This is a genomic window from Halorussus caseinilyticus, assembly GCF_029338395.1.
Taxonomy (GTDB): domain Archaea; phylum Halobacteriota; class Halobacteria; order Halobacteriales; family Haladaptataceae; genus Halorussus; species Halorussus caseinilyticus.
Window position 1 is genome coordinate 1,341,100 of sequence record NZ_CP119809.1, and the last position, 15,521, is coordinate 1,356,620.

Annotated in this window: 15 protein-coding genes and 1 pseudogene; 7 read left to right on the forward strand and 9 right to left on the reverse strand. The window is 65.6% G+C overall.

Translation table 11 applies throughout. The features are described from left to right. Window positions 1-37: 37 nt before the first annotated feature. Genes P2T60_RS06840 through P2T60_RS06855 form a run of 4 tightly spaced genes read right to left on the reverse strand, consistent with a single transcriptional unit; the run spans window position 38 to window position 4,627 of the window. Window positions 38-1,201, reverse strand: a complete 1,164-nt coding sequence (locus P2T60_RS06840; RefSeq protein ID WP_276281805.1) for an ABC transporter ATP-binding protein — start codon at window positions 1,199-1,201, stop codon at window positions 38-40. 49 nt (window positions 1,202-1,250) lie between these two features. Next, on the reverse strand, window positions 1,251-2,192 hold the full coding sequence (locus P2T60_RS06845; RefSeq protein ID WP_276281806.1) for a carbohydrate ABC transporter permease: 942 nt from the start codon (window positions 2,190-2,192) through the stop codon (window positions 1,251-1,253). Beyond that, window positions 2,189-3,214: a carbohydrate ABC transporter permease gene (locus tag P2T60_RS06850; RefSeq protein ID WP_276281807.1), complete on the reverse strand. Its 1,026-nt coding sequence runs from the start codon at window positions 3,212-3,214 to the stop codon at window positions 2,189-2,191. Before P2T60_RS06850 ends, P2T60_RS06845 begins: the two co-directional genes overlap by 4 nt. Before the next feature lie 27 nt (window positions 3,215-3,241). Further along, the gene (locus P2T60_RS06855; RefSeq protein WP_276281808.1) at window positions 3,242-4,627 is read right to left on the reverse strand and encodes an ABC transporter substrate-binding protein; all 1,386 of its coding nucleotides are present in this window, start codon (window positions 4,625-4,627) and stop codon (window positions 3,242-3,244) included. 331 nt (window positions 4,628-4,958) lie between these two features. On the opposite strand from P2T60_RS06855, the gene P2T60_RS06860 reads away from it, so the two are divergent. Together P2T60_RS06860 and P2T60_RS06865 are read left to right on the forward strand one after the other, a co-directional pair. Next, a complete protein-coding gene (locus P2T60_RS06860) occupies window positions 4,959-6,374 on the forward strand; it encodes a class II fumarate hydratase (RefSeq protein WP_276281809.1) in 1,416 nt (471 codons plus the stop codon). A gap of 546 nt (window positions 6,375-6,920) precedes the next feature. Then, window positions 6,921-7,316, forward strand: a complete 396-nt coding sequence (locus P2T60_RS06865; protein WP_276281810.1) for a hypothetical protein — start codon at window positions 6,921-6,923, stop codon at window positions 7,314-7,316. A 13-nt stretch (window positions 7,317-7,329) separates the two neighbouring features. Here P2T60_RS06865 and P2T60_RS06870 read toward each other — a convergent pair whose 3' ends face one another. The 3 genes from P2T60_RS06870 to P2T60_RS06880 form a co-directional block, all read right to left on the reverse strand. Further along, complete coding sequence (locus P2T60_RS06870) at window positions 7,330-8,031, reverse strand: TMEM165/GDT1 family protein (protein WP_276281811.1); 702 nt, start codon at window positions 8,029-8,031, stop codon at window positions 7,330-7,332. A 207-nt stretch (window positions 8,032-8,238) separates the two neighbouring features. Then, entirely contained in the window at window positions 8,239-9,075 is an 837-nt protein-coding gene (locus tag P2T60_RS06875) for a hypothetical protein (protein WP_276281812.1), read from the reverse strand. A 593-nt stretch (window positions 9,076-9,668) separates the two neighbouring features. After that, on the reverse strand, window positions 9,669-9,827 hold the full coding sequence (locus P2T60_RS06880; RefSeq protein ID WP_465261680.1) for a DUF8014 family protein: 159 nt from the start codon (window positions 9,825-9,827) through the stop codon (window positions 9,669-9,671). Between the two features lie 101 nt (window positions 9,828-9,928). Between P2T60_RS06880 and P2T60_RS06885 the strand changes: the two genes are divergently transcribed. After that, entirely contained in the window at window positions 9,929-10,225 is a 297-nt protein-coding gene (locus tag P2T60_RS06885; protein ID WP_276281813.1) for a DdfA family disk-determining factor, read from the forward strand. A 57-nt stretch (window positions 10,226-10,282) separates the two neighbouring features. On the opposite strand, the pseudogene tmcA reads toward P2T60_RS06885, so the two are convergent. Next, window positions 10,283-12,645 (reverse strand): annotated as a pseudogene (gene tmcA / locus P2T60_RS06890) (tRNA(Met) cytidine acetyltransferase TmcA). 285 nt (window positions 12,646-12,930) lie between these two features. Here tmcA and rpl7ae point away from each other — a divergent pair. The 4 genes from rpl7ae to ndk are packed head-to-tail and all read left to right on the forward strand — an operon-like array spanning window position 12,931 to window position 14,189. Continuing rightward, window positions 12,931-13,293, forward strand: coding sequence for a 50S ribosomal protein L7Ae (gene rpl7ae / locus P2T60_RS06895; protein ID WP_276281814.1), 363 nt, complete (start codon window positions 12,931-12,933; stop codon window positions 13,291-13,293). Between the two features lie 12 nt (window positions 13,294-13,305). Continuing rightward, window positions 13,306-13,533: a 30S ribosomal protein S28e gene (locus P2T60_RS06900; RefSeq protein WP_137287534.1), complete on the forward strand. Its 228-nt coding sequence runs from the start codon at window positions 13,306-13,308 to the stop codon at window positions 13,531-13,533. Between the two features lie 3 nt (window positions 13,534-13,536). Further along, a complete protein-coding gene (locus tag P2T60_RS06905; protein ID WP_276281815.1) occupies window positions 13,537-13,728 on the forward strand; it encodes a 50S ribosomal protein L24e in 192 nt (63 codons plus the stop codon). Continuing rightward, window positions 13,725-14,189: a nucleoside-diphosphate kinase gene (ndk, locus tag P2T60_RS06910; protein ID WP_276281816.1), complete on the forward strand. Its 465-nt coding sequence runs from the start codon at window positions 13,725-13,727 to the stop codon at window positions 14,187-14,189. The genes P2T60_RS06905 and ndk overlap by 4 nt, the downstream gene beginning before the upstream one ends. A gap of 189 nt (window positions 14,190-14,378) precedes the next feature. On the opposite strand, the gene P2T60_RS06915 is transcribed toward ndk, so the two are convergent. Then, window positions 14,379-15,332 (reverse strand): DUF4349 domain-containing protein, encoded by a 954-nt coding sequence (locus tag P2T60_RS06915; protein WP_276281817.1) that lies wholly within the window; start codon window positions 15,330-15,332, stop codon window positions 14,379-14,381. Between the last annotated feature and the right edge of the window lie 189 nt (window positions 15,333-15,521).

The window sequence follows — 15,521 nt, forward strand, 5'->3', positions numbered from 1 at the left end:
CGACGAGAAGAGTGCGTCAGAACGCACGCCGAACCGCTCAGAGATTCGGCTGTGCGACTTCGCTCCGGTCCAACTCGCGGTTGTGCAGGGCCTCGCCGGTGTCCCGGTCGAAGACGTGAATCGCTTTCTCCGGGATGCGAGCGACGACTTCCTGTCCGCTCTCGACGCTCCGCATGCCCGAGACGGTGGCGACGAACGTCTCGGCGTCGTCGCCCGACGCCTCGGCGCTCCCCGCGCCCGAGAACGTCAGGTAGACGTTGTTCTCGTCGCCCATCGGCTCCACCACGTCCACGCGCGTCCGGAAGTCGTGGGGGTCGTCGCCCTCCGCGACGAGTTCGATGTCCTCCGGCCGGATGCCGAGGACGAGTCGGTCGTGGCCCTCCACGTCGGCCAGCACGTCGTCCGAGAGCGGATACTCGAACTCGTCGGCGACGAGGGTGTCTCGCTCCAACGTCGCGTCGAAGAAGTTCATCGAGGGTTCGCCGATGAACCCCGCGACGAAGACGTTTCGCGGTTCGTGGTAGCACTCCAGCGGCGTGCCGACCTGCTGGAGTTCCCCGTCGTTCAGGATGGCGATGCGGTCGCCCATCGTCATCGCCTCGGTCTGGTCGTGGGTGACGTACATCGTCGTCACGTCCAGTTCCTCCTGCAATCGCTGGAGTTCGGTCCGCATCTGCGAGCGCAGTTTCGCGTCGAGGTTCGACAGCGGTTCGTCCATCAGGAACACCTCGGGGTCGCGCACGATGGCGCGCCCGAGGGCGACCCGCTGTTGCTGACCGCCGGACAGCTCGCCGGGTTTGCGGTCCAGCAGGTCCGCGATGCCCATCATCCCGGCGGTCTGCTCTACCTGCGCGGCGATTTCGTCGTCGGGCATGTCGGTCGATTCCTCCAACCCGAAGCTCATGTTCTCCCGCACGGTCATGTGGGGGTAGAGCGCGTACGACTGGAACACCATGGCGATGTCCCGCGTCGTCGGCGGTTCGTCGGTGATGGAGTGACCACCGAGCCGAATGTCGCCCTGCGAGACGGTTTCGAGTCCGGCGACCATCCGGAGCGTGGTGGACTTCCCGCACCCCGAGGGACCGACCAGCACGAGGAACTCGCCGTCCTCGATTTCGACGGTGGCGTCGTCTACCGCGACGATGCGGTCGCCGTCGTCGTCGAACCACTTCGTTAGCCCGTCTAGGGTCAGTTCGGCCATCGTGCTGTCCTCCGTCGTAGAGTAGTGTAAACCTTTGTCACGTACATCGTCATGCTTCTCCAGCGACTCCTTTTGCGAACTGTTCGCCGAACAGGACGTACACCAACAGGGTGGGCAGGGCCGCGACGAACGCGCCCGCCATCTGGGTGTTGAACGATTCGACGATTCCGCCAGTCAGACTGTTGAGCGCAATCGTCACCGGTGCGGCCGCACCGCCCCCGGCGGGCAGGATGACCAGCGCGAACAGCAGGTCGTTCCAGATTTGGGTGAACTGGTAGATGAGCGTCACCGCGAACATCGGTTTCGACAGCGGCAGGACGATGTTCCGGTAGATGCTGAACACGCTCGCGCCGTCGAGTCGCGCGGCCTCTATCATCTCGTCGGAGAACGACTGATAGTACGCCCGGAACAGCAGGAACGTGATGGGAATCCCGTACGCGACGTGTGTCACGACGAGATTGACGATACTCGCGTAGTGTTCGTGCATCAGCGGAAGTCCCCAGAGCGCCGACAGCAGTTCCTGCGTGTTGACGATGGCGAACAACCGCGAGAGCGGCACCAGCACCGCCTGATACGGGATGAAGATGCCCGCGACGAACAGCGCGACGATGGGCATCTGGTACTTCCAGTCGATGGTCGTCAGTCCGTAGGCCGCGATGGAACCGAGACCCGCCGACAGAATCGTGGCCGGAACCGCGAGCAGGAGGCTGTTTATCAGCGCGTTCGACATCGCGTCGAACGCGATTTGCCACGGCTCGAAGGTGAACCCGCCGCCGAACGGCGGGAGGAACGGAACCGTCTCGTTGAACGCCTCGGTCGTCTTGAACGCGGTCATCAGGCCCGCTTCGAGCGGCGCGAGATAGAAACCGACCAGACCCGCGAGAACGGCGTACAGCGCCACCCGGCGGCCGTCGGCGTCTCGGACCGCTCGTTCGATTCGCTCCCTTCGCGTGTGGTCTTCCGGCGTCGGACTAGCTGGCGGACTGCTCATAGTTCACCTCGTCGGTATTCGCTGTAGAGGTACGGTGCGACAACCGCCAGCGCCATGCCGAACAGCACGATGGCGATGGCCGACCCGTACGCCCAGTTGTTCGACCCGAACGCCTCGCGGAACATCATCGTCGCGAGGATGTCGGCGGCCGGGCCGGGGTTGTTGCCGAACATCACGTAGAGGAAGTCGAAGGCCTTCAGCGCGAACACCATCAGCACCACCGCGGCGCTCATGGTCGAGGCCCGGAGTTGGGGCAGGATGACCCGCCAGTACATCTTGATGGTACTCGCGCCGTCAACCTTCGCCGCCTCGTAGTGAGAGGTCGGAATCGCTCGGAGTCCCGCGAGGTAGACCACCATCGCGTACCCCGAGAACTGCCAGATGAGCGCGAAGATGACCGCCGCCAGTTTGGTGTCGGGGTTCGAAATCCACTGGAGCGTCAGGAAGTCCAGCCCAAACTGGCGGAGCGTGACGTTTATCATCCCGATTTGGGGGTTGTACATCCACGCCCAGAACTTCGCGGTCACGACGAACGAGAGGCTCATCGGCAGGAGGTAGACGGTTCGGAAGGTGTTCTCGAACCGAATCTCTTGGTCCACCAGAATTGCCAACAGCAGGCCAAAGAGCAGGCAGACCGCGGTGAACGCCACCAACAGGACCAGCGTGTTCTGGGCCGCCGTCCAGAACGACGGGTCCGAGAACGCCTGCCGGTACATCTCCAAGTCGAACTCGGAAATCTCGTACTCCGGCAGGATGAGTCCGCTGAAGTCGGTCAGCGAGATGACGAGGTTCCACCCGATGGCCCCGTAGACGAAAAAGCCCATCAGCAGGAACGGCGGCAACCAGAACGGCATCGACTGAACGAAGTCGCTAGACAGGAGCGACCGGCCGGTTCCGGTCTCGGATTCGGTGCGTTCGCCGGTTACGGTCGTTCCGCCGTCGGCTCGAACCTCCCCGCTGTCGTCCCCGCTATCGCCTCGTCCGGGGGTTAATCGTCGGAACGCGTCTTTGAGTGATTGCATGTGAAAAAGGAACAGTCGGAACCGTCTTCAGTTGAACGCCTGTTTCAGTTGCTTGTAGGTCTTGTCTACGTTCCAACCCGACGTGAACGTGGACATCGCCTCGCCGAAGTTGCTCTTGGCTTCCGGCGGGATGGCGAGTCCGTGCTGGATGGATTTGACCTGCGCGTCGGAGTTGGCGAAGTCGTCCATCTGTCTGCTGAGGAACGGCCCGAACTCGTCTTTGGGAACGTCGGTCCGCGGCGGGATGGACCCCTTCTTGGGGTTGAATCGCTCTTGGGCGTCCACCGAACCGCAGTACTGGAGGAACTTCTTGGCCGCCTCGGGCGAGGGGTTGTTCTTCGGCATGGGGAACGAGTCCATGTTCAGCGCGTAGATGCCACCCGTGCCGGGGAACGGCACCTGACCCCACTCGGACTCGAACTCGAAGCCGTCCTGTCCGCGGTACATGCCCGCGGCCCAGTCGCCCTGATGGAAGAAGGCGGCTTCGCCGTTGATGATTTTCTTGTTCGCCTCGGTCCACGAGATGGACCCGGCGTCGTCGTTGAAGTAGTTCTTGTACTTCTTGACGATGCTGAGCGAGTCCTTGATGGCCTCTTTGTTCGCTTCGACCTTCCCCTCGGTGAAGGCCACGTAGGTCTCCTTGCCGTACTCGCCGAGGAGGACCTGCGCCCAGAGTTGGGCCGTGGACCACGCCGACTTGGTTTGGTTCGCCATACCGACCGCGTCGGTCTCCTCTTCGACAGTCTTCATCGCCGACACGAGGTCGCTCGGTTTCGAGATGGAAGAGGGGTCAACGCCCGCGTTCTCGACGACCGTCTTGTTGTAGAAGAGGTTGTTGAGGCGGTGGATGTTGATGGGTACCGTGACGAACTTTCCGCCGGGCTTGGCGGCGTCTTTTGGACCCTGAAGGTAGGCGTCTTTCATGCCGTTTTCCGCCCACACCGAGTCACCGATGTCTTGGAGTTTGTCGGCGTTCACGAACGGTTGGAGGTGCGCGCCCGGCCACGCCTGCCACGTACTCGGCGGGTTGTTGTTCAGCACGCGCTTCTTGATGACGGTCTTGAGGTTCTGGCCCGCACCGCCCGCGACGGGGTTCTGGTTGACCTCGATGTCGGGATACTTCTCCGCGAAGCCCTCGAACAGCGCAGTCACGGCCTTGTTGCCGTCGCCGCCGGTCCACCAGTGCTGGACCTCCAGCGTCTCGTAGTCGGTCGAGGACTCGCCTTCGGTCGTCGTCTCCTCGCCGCCCGCGTTCCCGCTTTCGGTCGTCCCTTCGCTCGCGGTCGTCGTCTCCTCGTCGTCACCGCCGCCGCCCATACAACCAGCCAGTCCGGTGACGCCGATAGTGCCTGCACCGGCTACTTTGAGATAGTCGCGCCGAGAAACGTCGGTACCTTCGTTGGCATCTGTCATGACCTAAGAAAGGGAATCACACACCAGCCACTTAAACGTTGTTGAAATTAATGTAAGACCGAGTAAATTGTTAGATTGTGTCACCCGGCCCCGCTATCGGCCGCTGTCGTCGCTCTATCGGGTATCGAGTCCGAAGCCAGATAAAATTCAACAATCGAAACACCGGAAGAGTTTCGCGTCGCGTCGGCGGACCGCCGACGCGACGGCGATTCCGAGACCCTTAGGCGTTCGGTCGGTCGGGACGATTCGTATCACCCGACTCCCCGCTCGGTCCGTGCCCCGACGCCGAGTGCGCACGATATTTATCTGCGGGAAGTAGACTTTCGAACGGATGACTGACGACGAGGACTTCCGGACAGAGGAGGACAGTCTCGGAGAGATGCAGGTACCGGCCGACGCCTACTGGGGCGCACAGACCCAGCGCGCGCTCCAGAACTTCCCCGTCTCGGGTATCACGTTCGGGCGGCGGTTCGTGCGCGCACTCGGCGTCGTGAAGAAGGCCGCGGCGGAGGCCAACCGGGACCTCGAACTGATTCCCGAGGACAAGGCCGACGCCATCGTGGAGGCCGCAGACGAGGTTATCGCGGGCGAACACGACGACCAGTTCCCAGTGGACGTGTTCCAGACCGGTTCGGGCACGTCCTCGAACATGAACGCCAACGAGGTCATCGCCAACCGCGCCACGGAAATCTACGGCGGGGAACTCGGCACGCGCGAGATTCACCCCAACGACCACGTGAACTTCGGCCAGTCGAGCAACGACGTGATTCCGACCGCGATGCACGTCGCGTCGCTCGAAGCCGTCGAGAAGGACCTCCTGCCCGCGCTCGACTCGCTCCGCGAGGCGCTGGAGGCCAAGGAATCCGAGTTCGACAACGTGGTCAAGACCGGCCGCACCCACCTGCAAGACGCCACGCCCATCCGCCTCGGACAGGAGTTCGGCGGCTACCGGACGCAGGTCGAGAAGGGTCTCGCGCGCCTCGACCAAGTTCGCGACCACCTCTCGGAGTTGGCGCTCGGCGGGACCGCGGTCGGGACGGGCCTGAACACCCACCCCGAGTTCCCCGAGAAGGCGGCCGAGTACATCTCCGAGGAGACAGGCGTCGAGTTCCGCGAGGCCGACAACCACTTCGAAGCGCAGGCCGCCCACGACGCGATGTCGGAGGCCCACGGCGCGCTTCGGACCATCGCGGGGTCGCTCAACAAAATCGCCAACGACCTCCGACTGCTGGCCTCGGGTCCGCGAAACGGTCTCGGCGAACTCGAACAGCCCGAGAACCAGCCCGGTAGCTCCATCATGCCCGGCAAAATCAACCCCGTCGTCGCCGAGGCGGTCAATCAGGTCCACAAGCAGGTCGTGGGCAACGACGCCGCGGTGAGCGCGGGCGCGGCGGAGGGCCAAATCGACCTCAACCTCTACAAGCCGGTCCTCGCGCACAACTTCCTCCAGTCGGCGGAGATGCTCGCCAACGCCTCGGAAGTCTTCGGCGAGAAGTTCGTCCGGAAACTGGAGGCAAACGAGGAACACTGCGAACGGCAGGTCGAACAGAGCATGGCGCTCGCCACGGCGCTCAACCCCCACATCGGCTACGACAAGGCCAGCGACGCCGCCAAGACCGCCCTGAAGGAGGGCAAGACGGTCAAGGAAGTCGTCGTGGAGAAGGGCTACCTCAGCGAGGAGGAGGCCGAGGAAGTCATCGACCCCGAGAAGATGACCCACCGCGGAATCCTCGGCAGCGACGACTGAGGACGCCGACCCGCGGATTCCCGTTTTTCTGCCCCGAATCGTACCGGTGGCGGTCCCACCAGTTGCGCTCGGTGACACAACCGCCAGCGAACGCTCGGCCGACCAACCGACAGCGAACGCCCGACTGACCAACCGAAGGGGTGGATAAAGGGGCCGCCCGCTCGCGTCCACTTCAGTCGTCTCAGCGACCCCTATCCGAGCGAGCGAAGCGAGCGAGGATATGTCGCTGAGCGACCGCGAGCGGGCGGGGGCTTTCGAGGACTTCTTCGCTACGGTTTTCGCGGTCACAACACTGTTGCAGAGCGAGCGGGCGGGGGCTTTCTGGGCGTTCTCTCCGACTCCGACGACCGCAGAATCAACAGTGACGACTCTGACTCCGACGACCGAGACCGCAGGAACCGCGGAAACAGCAACTTCAACACCGACGACAACCACGACGACTCCGACGACCGCAAAAACGTACACTACCACAGAGACGAACCCAGCACGAAAACCCACCCGAATCGCCCACCAACAGTTTCAGACTGGCTACCGTCCGACTAGTCCATGTCCGACCGAGACACCGCCACCTTCGAGATGACGCGCAACGAGGCGCGGGTCGTCATCGCCGCGCTGTCCGGCGAGGAGATGACCGCTTCCGACGACCGGGGGATGCGCATCCAGAACGTCCAAGACCACCTCGCGGCCGAGTTCGACTTCGACGAGCATCGCGGCGTCGAGAAGGGTGAGATGGCCGCAGGCGACGACACGGGATGGCTCGACAACGACTCCATCTTCGGCGGCAACGACCCCGACGACACCGAGACCATCGAACTCTCGCGCGCCGAGGCGAACGCCGTGACCGACGCGCTCGCCAGTTTCGAGTTGGGCGAGAGCCACGAGAACGCCGGGACCGCCGAGAACGTGCGCGAGCGAATCGCCAACTCGTTCGGGAACGGGTAGAAGCCACCGGCGTTCAGACCGGAATCGCGGCGGTAATCGCACCGGCGACGGTGCCGACGATGGTCTCCCACACCGAGAACCCGGTGACGATTGCCAGCACGGTGTCGAGACCGAAAAAGAGGAACAACACCGCGCCAGCGTAGTGGGCCTTCCGCACGTCGAAGGCGTGGGAGAACTTGTGGAAGAAGAAGGCGTTAGCGATGCTGACGGGGATGATGGCCAGCATCTCGCCCGCCCAGATTGCCGGGTTCGCGCCGTACTGAACCGCGAGTCCGATAGTGACCAGTTGGGTCTTGTCGCCGAACTCACCGGCCGCCATCATAGCGAAGATGGGCAGAAAGCCCCCGAGAGCGTTCGGGACCTCGCGGCCGAACACCGACACGTCGAGTTCGCCCGCGCCCATGACGCCGCCGTCGGTTTCGGCGAGACCCTCGCCGGGGTCCGGTGCCGACCGGACGAGCAGAACCGCGAAGACGAGGAAGAGGACGGCGGTGAACGAGTCGAGGTAGACCGGCGGGAGCGCGCCCTTCAGCGCGCTTCCGAACCAGATTTCGAGCGCGGTCCACCCGGCGAACGCGCTTCCGGCGGCGGCGACGACGACCCACGGGTTGTACCGAGTCGAGAGTCCGGCGATGATGAACTGGACCTTCTCGCCGGGGAGGACGGCCAACTGCGCAGTCGCCGCGACGACGAGGATTTCGAGCCAACCAGTCATAGAGACGACACCTCCGCGGAAGGTCCGGACGGGCGTCCGCCCGAAACGACCGTGGTTTCAGATAGCATCGTTACCAGAGTTTAGACGAGTCTAAACTAAAAAAGTTGTTCTCCTAAAGTAGTGACTCGTCCCGTTCGTTATTGGAGACTGATATGTTTACGTCGCTCTCGGAGGGTCGCTACCGACGCCGAAAATCCCCGACGCGGGTCACTGATTGCGGCTACTTTCGAGGTAGAGGTGGCCGAGCGCGAGACCGAACAGCGGGAACATCGCGGTTCCGACGATGGCCGTCGCCGCGGCGCTGACCACGCTGTACGGGCCGCCGATTGCGCCCGAGACGACGCCGGACGCAACCCCGACGCCGACGTAGACCAGTCCGACGCCGAAAATCTTCGTCACGGTTCCCCCGGCAATCCGCCAACTCGTCGTCAGACTGGCGACCGGTCCGGTGCCGTCGATGACGCAGGCCGGGAATGCCACCACGAGACGGTGGAAGAGGTAGACGCCCGGCAGGACCAGCACGGCGAGTCCGGCGACGACGAGCGGAATCAGCAACAGCGCGGTGGCGACCAGCGCGGGGACGCGCTTCGCGGCGGTCACGACTCGCTCGCGGAGGGGTCGCGGACGCTCGGCCACGGCGTCGGCCGCGGTCAGGTAGAAGACGCCGCCCGCGACGACGGTGACGACCAACTGGAGGAGATACGTCGGCAGGACCCACCCGGCGAACTCCGGGGTCGCGGACGGGTCGGGCCACGAGACGCCCGACGCGGCCACGACTGCCGGGAGGTGGGCCGCGAGTGCGACACCGACGAGGTTCCGGTGTTCGCGCAGGACGTGCCACGACCACCGGAGGGTGTCCACCACGTCGAGCCGCCGGACGTGGACGCGGCCGGAGTCTGCACCGTCGTCGGTATCTGCGCTGTCGTCGGTATCTGCGCTGTCGCCGAACTCGCCACGCTCGCTGGAGTCGCCGCGGCCGGTGGGTTCGTCCCGTGCGCGGTCGGTCGGTTCACCTCCCTCGGGTCCTCCGCGCTGGCTTTCCATGCGCGGCCTTTCACAAACGGTTGATATAAATCTCGGGGAGGCGAGTCGGCCGGGAGAGCGTAGGGGTCGGGAAGCGCGACAGACCAACCAGACCACGGGGCGGGATAAAGGGGCCGCCCGCTCGCGGCTGGGGGCTTTCGAGGACCTCTTTCTGGCGATTTCGGCGGTCGCAGTGCTGTGACGTAGCGGAGGAGAACGACCTGAACTATCTACTCCGACGACTTCGGAAACGCGGAGGCCGACCGCAGAAACAGTAACCACAACCACCACGACGACCGCACGTTCGGCGACCGGTACCGTCTCCCGGCCGACCAGTCGTCCGAGTGCTACAGCGTCGAGGCCGCGATTCGTGACGGGGACCTGAACGGTCCCGTCGTCCACCGCTGGAACGACGACGCGAACGACGCTTGCGCAGACCCGTCGGCGTAGCTCAGCAAGAAATGTAACGTCTAAATATATGTATGAGTTGCTTTAAAGATGGTATTTATTGCTGAGAGCCGCCTCGGGGGCGCACGCTCGTCGCTGACGCGACTCGCTCGCCGGACGCTTGCCGGTGCGCAGTCTTCGGACGCTCGACGGGTCGCGGACTTCGCTCACGGCCACTCGTCGCCGTTCGTGAGGGGGTCGGCGACCACGCCGTCCTGTCGCACCAGCACGCGGGCGTGGCCCGCGCACACCTCGCGGTTCTCGGCCCACGGAACGTGAAGTCTGACTGTCGCCGACTCCGAACATCCCGACTCGGCGCACTCCATCGTCGGCACGTACGCCATTCAGTCACATGGTTCTGGCGCTGGTAAAAGGGTCCTCACTAATCAAGCCGATAGCTCACACCGCTACGGGCCGTAAATAATCCATGGACGACGGAGCATTCTGTCCGAACGACGCCACCGAGAAGCGTCACGTCGGCGACAGCGCCCCGAGCGAAGCGGTCGTTCGAACCGTGGCCGAGGCCCGCGACTGCGAACCCACCGACCTCCCGCCGCTGAACGGCACGATAGACCCCGACGCACTCGACGACCTGTTCGACGACACGATGTCCGGGGGTCGCCGCGAAGGGGGCCACGCCGTCTTCGACTACTGCGACTGTACGGTGGCGCTGTTGGGTCCCGACGACGTGGTAGTGGAGGTGACCCCCGACGCGGACGACTGACATCGGCGTTCGGAACGGTCCGCGGTCAGGTGCGCGTCGTCCGCCCGGAGTCGCGGTTCACTCGCCGTATCGCCGCTTCTCTTCTTCGGCCGCCTCGTCGCCGTAGCGGTCCACTAGCGGTTCGTAGGCGTCACCGAGCGCACGCATGCACTGGCCCGCCGAGTGGAAGCCGAGTTCGTCGGCCACGTCGGGCCACGGGTGACCCTGTAGGACCTTCCGGACCAGTATCCGCTCCTCGCGGGCCGAGAGCGGACCGGCGTCTTCCGGTTCGCTCCCCGGTCCCCGACCGCTCTCGGGGTCCACGAAGTGCTTGAGCGCCACCCGGCGGAAGGGTCGGGGCGCGGCGTCGTACAGGCCCGGCCCGTACGCGCTCGACACGACGGTCCGCCAGTCCCACGCCGAGAGGTCCAGCGAAACCGGGGCTTCGACCGACCGGAGGAGCGCCCGCACCACGTCGGGGTCGGCGTCCCGCAGGGGGTCGGCCAGCATCGACCCGACGCGGGAAGCGAACCACCGGGCGTGCCGGTCGTGGAGGTCCCGACCCGCCTCCGAGAGCGGGTCGAGCATGAGCGCCGAGTACTCCCCGCTGGTGTCGTTTCGCGTGGTCGAGAGTTGGACCGCGCGATAGCCGTTCTCGCGCCAGAACCGGAGGAGTTGCGGGGTCGCGCCGTATCCGACCCCGAGCCAGTCGAGTTCGCCGTCGAACTCCGCCCGCACGTCCCCGAGCAGGCGCGACCCGAGTCCGCGCGAGCGCACGGCGTGGTGGGTGGCGATGCGCATCACTCGCATCCCGACCGGGGTTCCGGCATGCTCGTCCCGGATTTGGGAGGTCAGCACGTCCGGGAGCATGTTGCCCCGCACGCGCCCGCCTTCGTACATGTGTTCGCGCACGTCCGCGGGGAGATTCCCCTCGCGGGCCAGCAGTGCGACCCCGACGACGTGGCCCTCGTGACGGAGCGCCCGAACCGTCAGGTTCGGCGCGTCCAACAGGCGCGCGAGGTCGTCGGGTTCGGTCCGGTAGTGAGCCAACACCAGCAGGCCGAACACCTCCCGGAGCAGGTTCCCGTCGGCCAGCAACTCCTCGGGGGAGAACTCGCGGTACTCGACGGACTCGGGGTCGGCGTCCCGGACCACCTCATCGACCGGCGGCCGAGCGTCCAGCAGAAGCGCGTCGAAGGCCCACACCTCCACGGGGTCGCCCGCCGCGTACCGGATTGGTTCGTCGAGTCGAGTTTCGACTACCTCGTGGTCGCCGTCGGCGAGTCGGTCGCGGAACCGGACCGAAAAGCCCCGGCCCGCGCCCTCGTAGCCGTGAATCGTCGTCGTGAACGCGACCCGCGGCGCGGCTAGCAACCGTTCGAGCAACCGGACCGAGAGCGCCGCGGCCTCGTCCACGAAGACGGCATCGGGAGCGTCGGCGGCCCCCTCGCCTACCGACTCTGCGGCCTCCGTCGGCGTCTCGAACCGAACGCTCCCCGCGCCCCGAATTCGAATCTCGCGCGGCGGGTCGCGGTCGGTCTCGAACTCCCGGCCGAGCGCCTCCAACAGCGCCGCGGCCCGGACGAACACCTCGCGGGCGCTCCGGCACTCGGGGGCCGTCACCAGCACGTCTGCGCCCTCCGCGGCCAGACTCCCGGCCGCGAGACCCGCGGCGCTGGACTTGCCCCGGCCCCGGTCGGCCTCCACGACGACGGCGGTTTCCTCCGAGCCGTCGTCGGCCCGAAGCGCCTCCAGTTGCCGGACGACCGTCATCTGGTCGGCCGTGAGACAGGCGTCGTAGGCCGCCTCGGGGAAGGTGCGCCCTTCGGGGCGGTCGGGGATTCGTCACCGGTCGAAAGCCGCGGTGCCGGGTTCGTCAGGCCGTCGCGCTCGACGCGGACGCCGATTTCGGCGTCCGCGTCGGACCGCTCGTCGGGACTTCCGTCGGACCGCTCGTCGGCGTCAACGTCGAGGACCGCGACCCCCGGATGGGCGCGCAGGGTCTCGGCGAACCGCCGCCGGAAGCGGCCCGTCACGTCGTCGGCGTCGGCGGGCGGCACCGCCAAGGTCCGGTCGAAGTCGGTCCGGCGGTCGGGCCACCCGTCGAGGTCCGGCGCCAGCAGGACGAACAGGCCGCCGCCGTCCACCGCACCCACGACTCGGCCGACCGCGTTCGGCCGGAAGTCGGCGTGGCAGTCCAACACCACGCAGTCGCGGGTCGTCCCGAGCAGTCGGTCGGCGCGCTTCGGGCCGACGCGCTCACACCCCAGTCTCCCGGTTCCGACGAGAGTGGTCGCCTCGCGGTCGATTTCGGCCGCGTCGAGCGTCCGGTCGGCGGCCGCGTAGCAGGCGTCTCGCTCGCCAGCGAGGACGAGCAGTCGGCGCTCGTTGGTCGCCTCGGCCTCCTCGCGGAGCGCAGAGACGACCTCGGCGAGTGTCATGCCCGCCCCTTGGCGGGAGTCGGACAAGGGGCTTTCCTTCGTCTTTCCGAAACGATTCGGCCCGGCGCTCCGTCGCTTCGGGCACGCCCGGACCCGTCTACCACGTCGAGTCGTGGCTCCGCGCCCGTGCGCCGGTTTCGCAAGCCGCCGTAGCATTTGAAAGCGCTTTTAAGGGGGGACGAACTACGCAAGGGTACGACCTGCGCGCGGTTGATGATGCTCCTAGCCGCACAGGATTACTCCGGCAGGGGAGCCTGAGCCGACGTGCAGGGAGGTGAACAACCTATGCCAGTGTACGTAAACTTCGACGTTCCGGCCGACCTCCAAGACCGCGCTGTCGAGGCGCTCGAGGTCGCCCGAGACACAGGTACCGTCAAGAAAGGAACCAACGAGACGACCAAAGCAGTCGAGCGCGGCAACGCCGACCTCGTCTACATCGCCGAGGACGTTCAGCCGGAAGAAATCGTCATGCACCTTCCGGAACTCGCCGACGAGAAGGGCATCCCCTTCATCTTCGTCGAGACGCAGGACGACATCGGTCACGCCGCCGGTCTGGAAGTCGGCAGTGCGGCCGCGGCCGTCACCGACTCCGGCGAGGCCGAAGACGACGTAGAGGACATCGCCGACAAGCTCGAGGAACTTCGCTGAGGTGGTTGAGTCATGAGTGCAGAGGAAACTGAAGAAGAAAGCTCCACGCCCGCCGAAGTGATAGAAATCGTCGGCAAGACGGGGATGCACGGCGAGGCCATGCAGGTCAAGTGCCGCATCCGAGAGGGCGAGAATCAGGGCCGCATCATCACGCGGAACTGCCTCGGTCCCGTCCGAGAGGGCGACGTGTTGCAACTGCGCGAGACTGCCCGCGAAGCCGACTCCATCGGAGGTCAGTAACCAATGCCCCAGTCCCGAGTCTGTGACTTCTGCGGCGACGACATCGAACCCGGCACGGGCACGATGTTCGTCCGCACCGACGGCAGTACGGTCCACTTCTGCTCGGCGAAGTGCGAGAAGAACGCCGACCTCGGCCGCGAACCCCGAGACCTCGAATGGACCGAGGACGGCAGTTCCGAGCAGGGTGAACAATGAGCGAGACCGAGCGCACGTTCGTCATGGTCAAGCCCGACGGCGTCCAGCGCGGTCTCATCGGGGAAATCGTCTCCCGCTTCGAGGAACGCGGCCTGAAGATGGTCGCCGGGAAGTTCATGCAGATAGACGAGGACCTCGCACACGAACACTACGGCGAACACGAGGGCAAGCCCTTCTTCGAGGGTCTCGTGGACTTCATCACGTCCGGTCCCGTCTTCGCTATGGTGTGGGAAGGTCAGGACGCGACCCGTCAGGTCCGCAAGATGATGGGCCAGACCGACCCCGCCGAGTCCGCGCCCGGCACCATCCGCGGCGACTTCGGTCTCGACCTCGGTCGCAACGTCATCCACGGGTCCGACCACGAGGACGAAGGCGCGAACGAGCGCGAAATCGACCTGTTCTTCGACGAGGAGGAACTGGTCGATTACGAGCGCATCGACGAGACGTGGCTCTACGAGTAACGTAGCGCCCGGCGGTTTTGCGTTTCTTTTTTGCGAACGACGGTCCGAGAGCGTCGAGGCTCGAATTCGGTATCAGATTAGAGACTCGAATTAGATAGTATTCTGTTTCGTGCGCGCTGGCGCGGCGTACGTACGCCGCGCCAGCGCGTGCCGGACCGGAAGGGTCGGAAAGTCGGTACTGGCTCCCGGTCAGTCGTCGTCTCCGGACTCGTCGGCCGGTTCGGGAGCGTCGGAACGGTCCGCGCCCGCCGGGTCGCCCGAGCGTCGCCGCCGCCAGAGGGCGACCCCGCCGACCACCGGGACGCCGAGCGCGAGGGCGTACGGGAGCGCGTAGGCCGCGCCCACCGCGAGACCACGGGCGACGACCACGACGCCGTGGGCCGACGAGACGAACGCCGCCAGCAAGCCCGTCTCGTACCACGCGCTCGGGCCGTCGTCGGTCGCGGGGTCAGGCGGTCGCTCGTGCAGGCGGACCGTCAGCGTCGAGTATGCGACCTGCCGCTTCAGCGACTTGCGCTGGGCTTCGAGTCGCTCGATTTCCGACTGGACTTCCGAGAGTCGCTCCTGTACGTCGAGTATCGTCTCGGTGTCGTTGGCCTCCTCGTAGAGGGTCCGGAGTTTCTCGCGCTGGGCCTTCAGGTTCTTCAGCCGGGCCTCTATGTCCACCAGTTTCTTCGTCACGTCCTTCGTGCCGGTGCTTGCCTCCCGTACTTCCCCGGCCCGCTTCGCGCGCGAGACCAGCGCCGAGAAGTTGCCCTTCGGAACCCGGAGGACGAGTTTTCCGGAGGTCCACGACCGATTACCCCGCGTGTGGACCTGCTCGGACGAGTCGCTGACGAACCCGCCGAATCGCCGGGTCGCCCCCGAGAGGTTGCGCCGGGCGGCGTCGTAGTCGTCCACCTCGACTTCGACCGCCCCGGTGCGAATCAGCGCGCGTTGGCGCGCCTGAAAGGTCGCGCTTCCGGAATCGGCGTTCGGCCCGCTCGCGGACGCCGTTTGCTTTCCGCCCCGCTCGGAACTCGCTCCCTCGTCGCCCGCGGTGGCGCTCAGGGCGTCGCCGCTACCGCCGCCGGAACACCCGGCCAGAACGAGGAGAACCGTGAGCGCTACGGGGACCAGCCACCGCCGTACTTCGCGTGCCATGTACCCTACACGAAACTCGACTGACGTAAAACTGCGGATGAGTGAAACCGGTGTTTGAGCCACGCCGAATCGAGAGACCCAACCTTCAGTTGAACCCGTGTTTGCGCGCGACGACGTGCCGACGTTCCGCCGAACCGTGATGGTCGGGTCCCGAAGTCGGTTGCCGACCGCGTTTGGGACCGCCCCGAA

Coding starts and splice junctions, on each gene's coding strand:
- P2T60_RS06870 (WP_276281811.1), bottom strand. CDS start 8,031: ATGACTGGTTGGCTCGAAATCCTCGTCGTCGCGGCGACTGCGCAGTTG.
- P2T60_RS06885 (WP_276281813.1), top strand. CDS start 9,929: ATGGACGACGGAGCATTCTGTCCGAACGACGCCACCGAGAAGCGTCAC.
- P2T60_RS06865 (WP_276281810.1), top strand. CDS start 6,921: ATGTCCGACCGAGACACCGCCACCTTCGAGATGACGCGCAACGAGGCG.
- P2T60_RS06915 (WP_276281817.1), bottom strand. CDS start 15,332: ATGGCACGCGAAGTACGGCGGTGGCTGGTCCCCGTAGCGCTCACGGTT.
- P2T60_RS06860 (WP_276281809.1), top strand. CDS start 4,959: ATGACTGACGACGAGGACTTCCGGACAGAGGAGGACAGTCTCGGAGAG.
- P2T60_RS06880 (WP_465261680.1), bottom strand. CDS start 9,827: ATGGAGTGCGCCGAGTCGGGATGTTCGGAGTCGGCGACAGTCAGACTT.
- P2T60_RS06900 (WP_137287534.1), top strand. CDS start 13,306: ATGAGTGCAGAGGAAACTGAAGAAGAAAGCTCCACGCCCGCCGAAGTG.
- P2T60_RS06855 (WP_276281808.1), bottom strand. CDS start 4,627: ATGACAGATGCCAACGAAGGTACCGACGTTTCTCGGCGCGACTATCTC.
- P2T60_RS06905 (WP_276281815.1), top strand. CDS start 13,537: ATGCCCCAGTCCCGAGTCTGTGACTTCTGCGGCGACGACATCGAACCC.
- rpl7ae (WP_276281814.1), top strand. CDS start 12,931: ATGCCAGTGTACGTAAACTTCGACGTTCCGGCCGACCTCCAAGACCGC.
- ndk (WP_276281816.1), top strand. CDS start 13,725: ATGAGCGAGACCGAGCGCACGTTCGTCATGGTCAAGCCCGACGGCGTC.
- P2T60_RS06875 (WP_276281812.1), bottom strand. CDS start 9,075: ATGGAAAGCCAGCGCGGAGGACCCGAGGGAGGTGAACCGACCGACCGC.
- P2T60_RS06850 (WP_276281807.1), bottom strand. CDS start 3,214: ATGCAATCACTCAAAGACGCGTTCCGACGATTAACCCCCGGACGAGGC.
- P2T60_RS06840 (WP_276281805.1), bottom strand. CDS start 1,201: ATGGCCGAACTGACCCTAGACGGGCTAACGAAGTGGTTCGACGACGAC.
- P2T60_RS06845 (WP_276281806.1), bottom strand. CDS start 2,192: ATGAGCAGTCCGCCAGCTAGTCCGACGCCGGAAGACCACACGCGAAGG.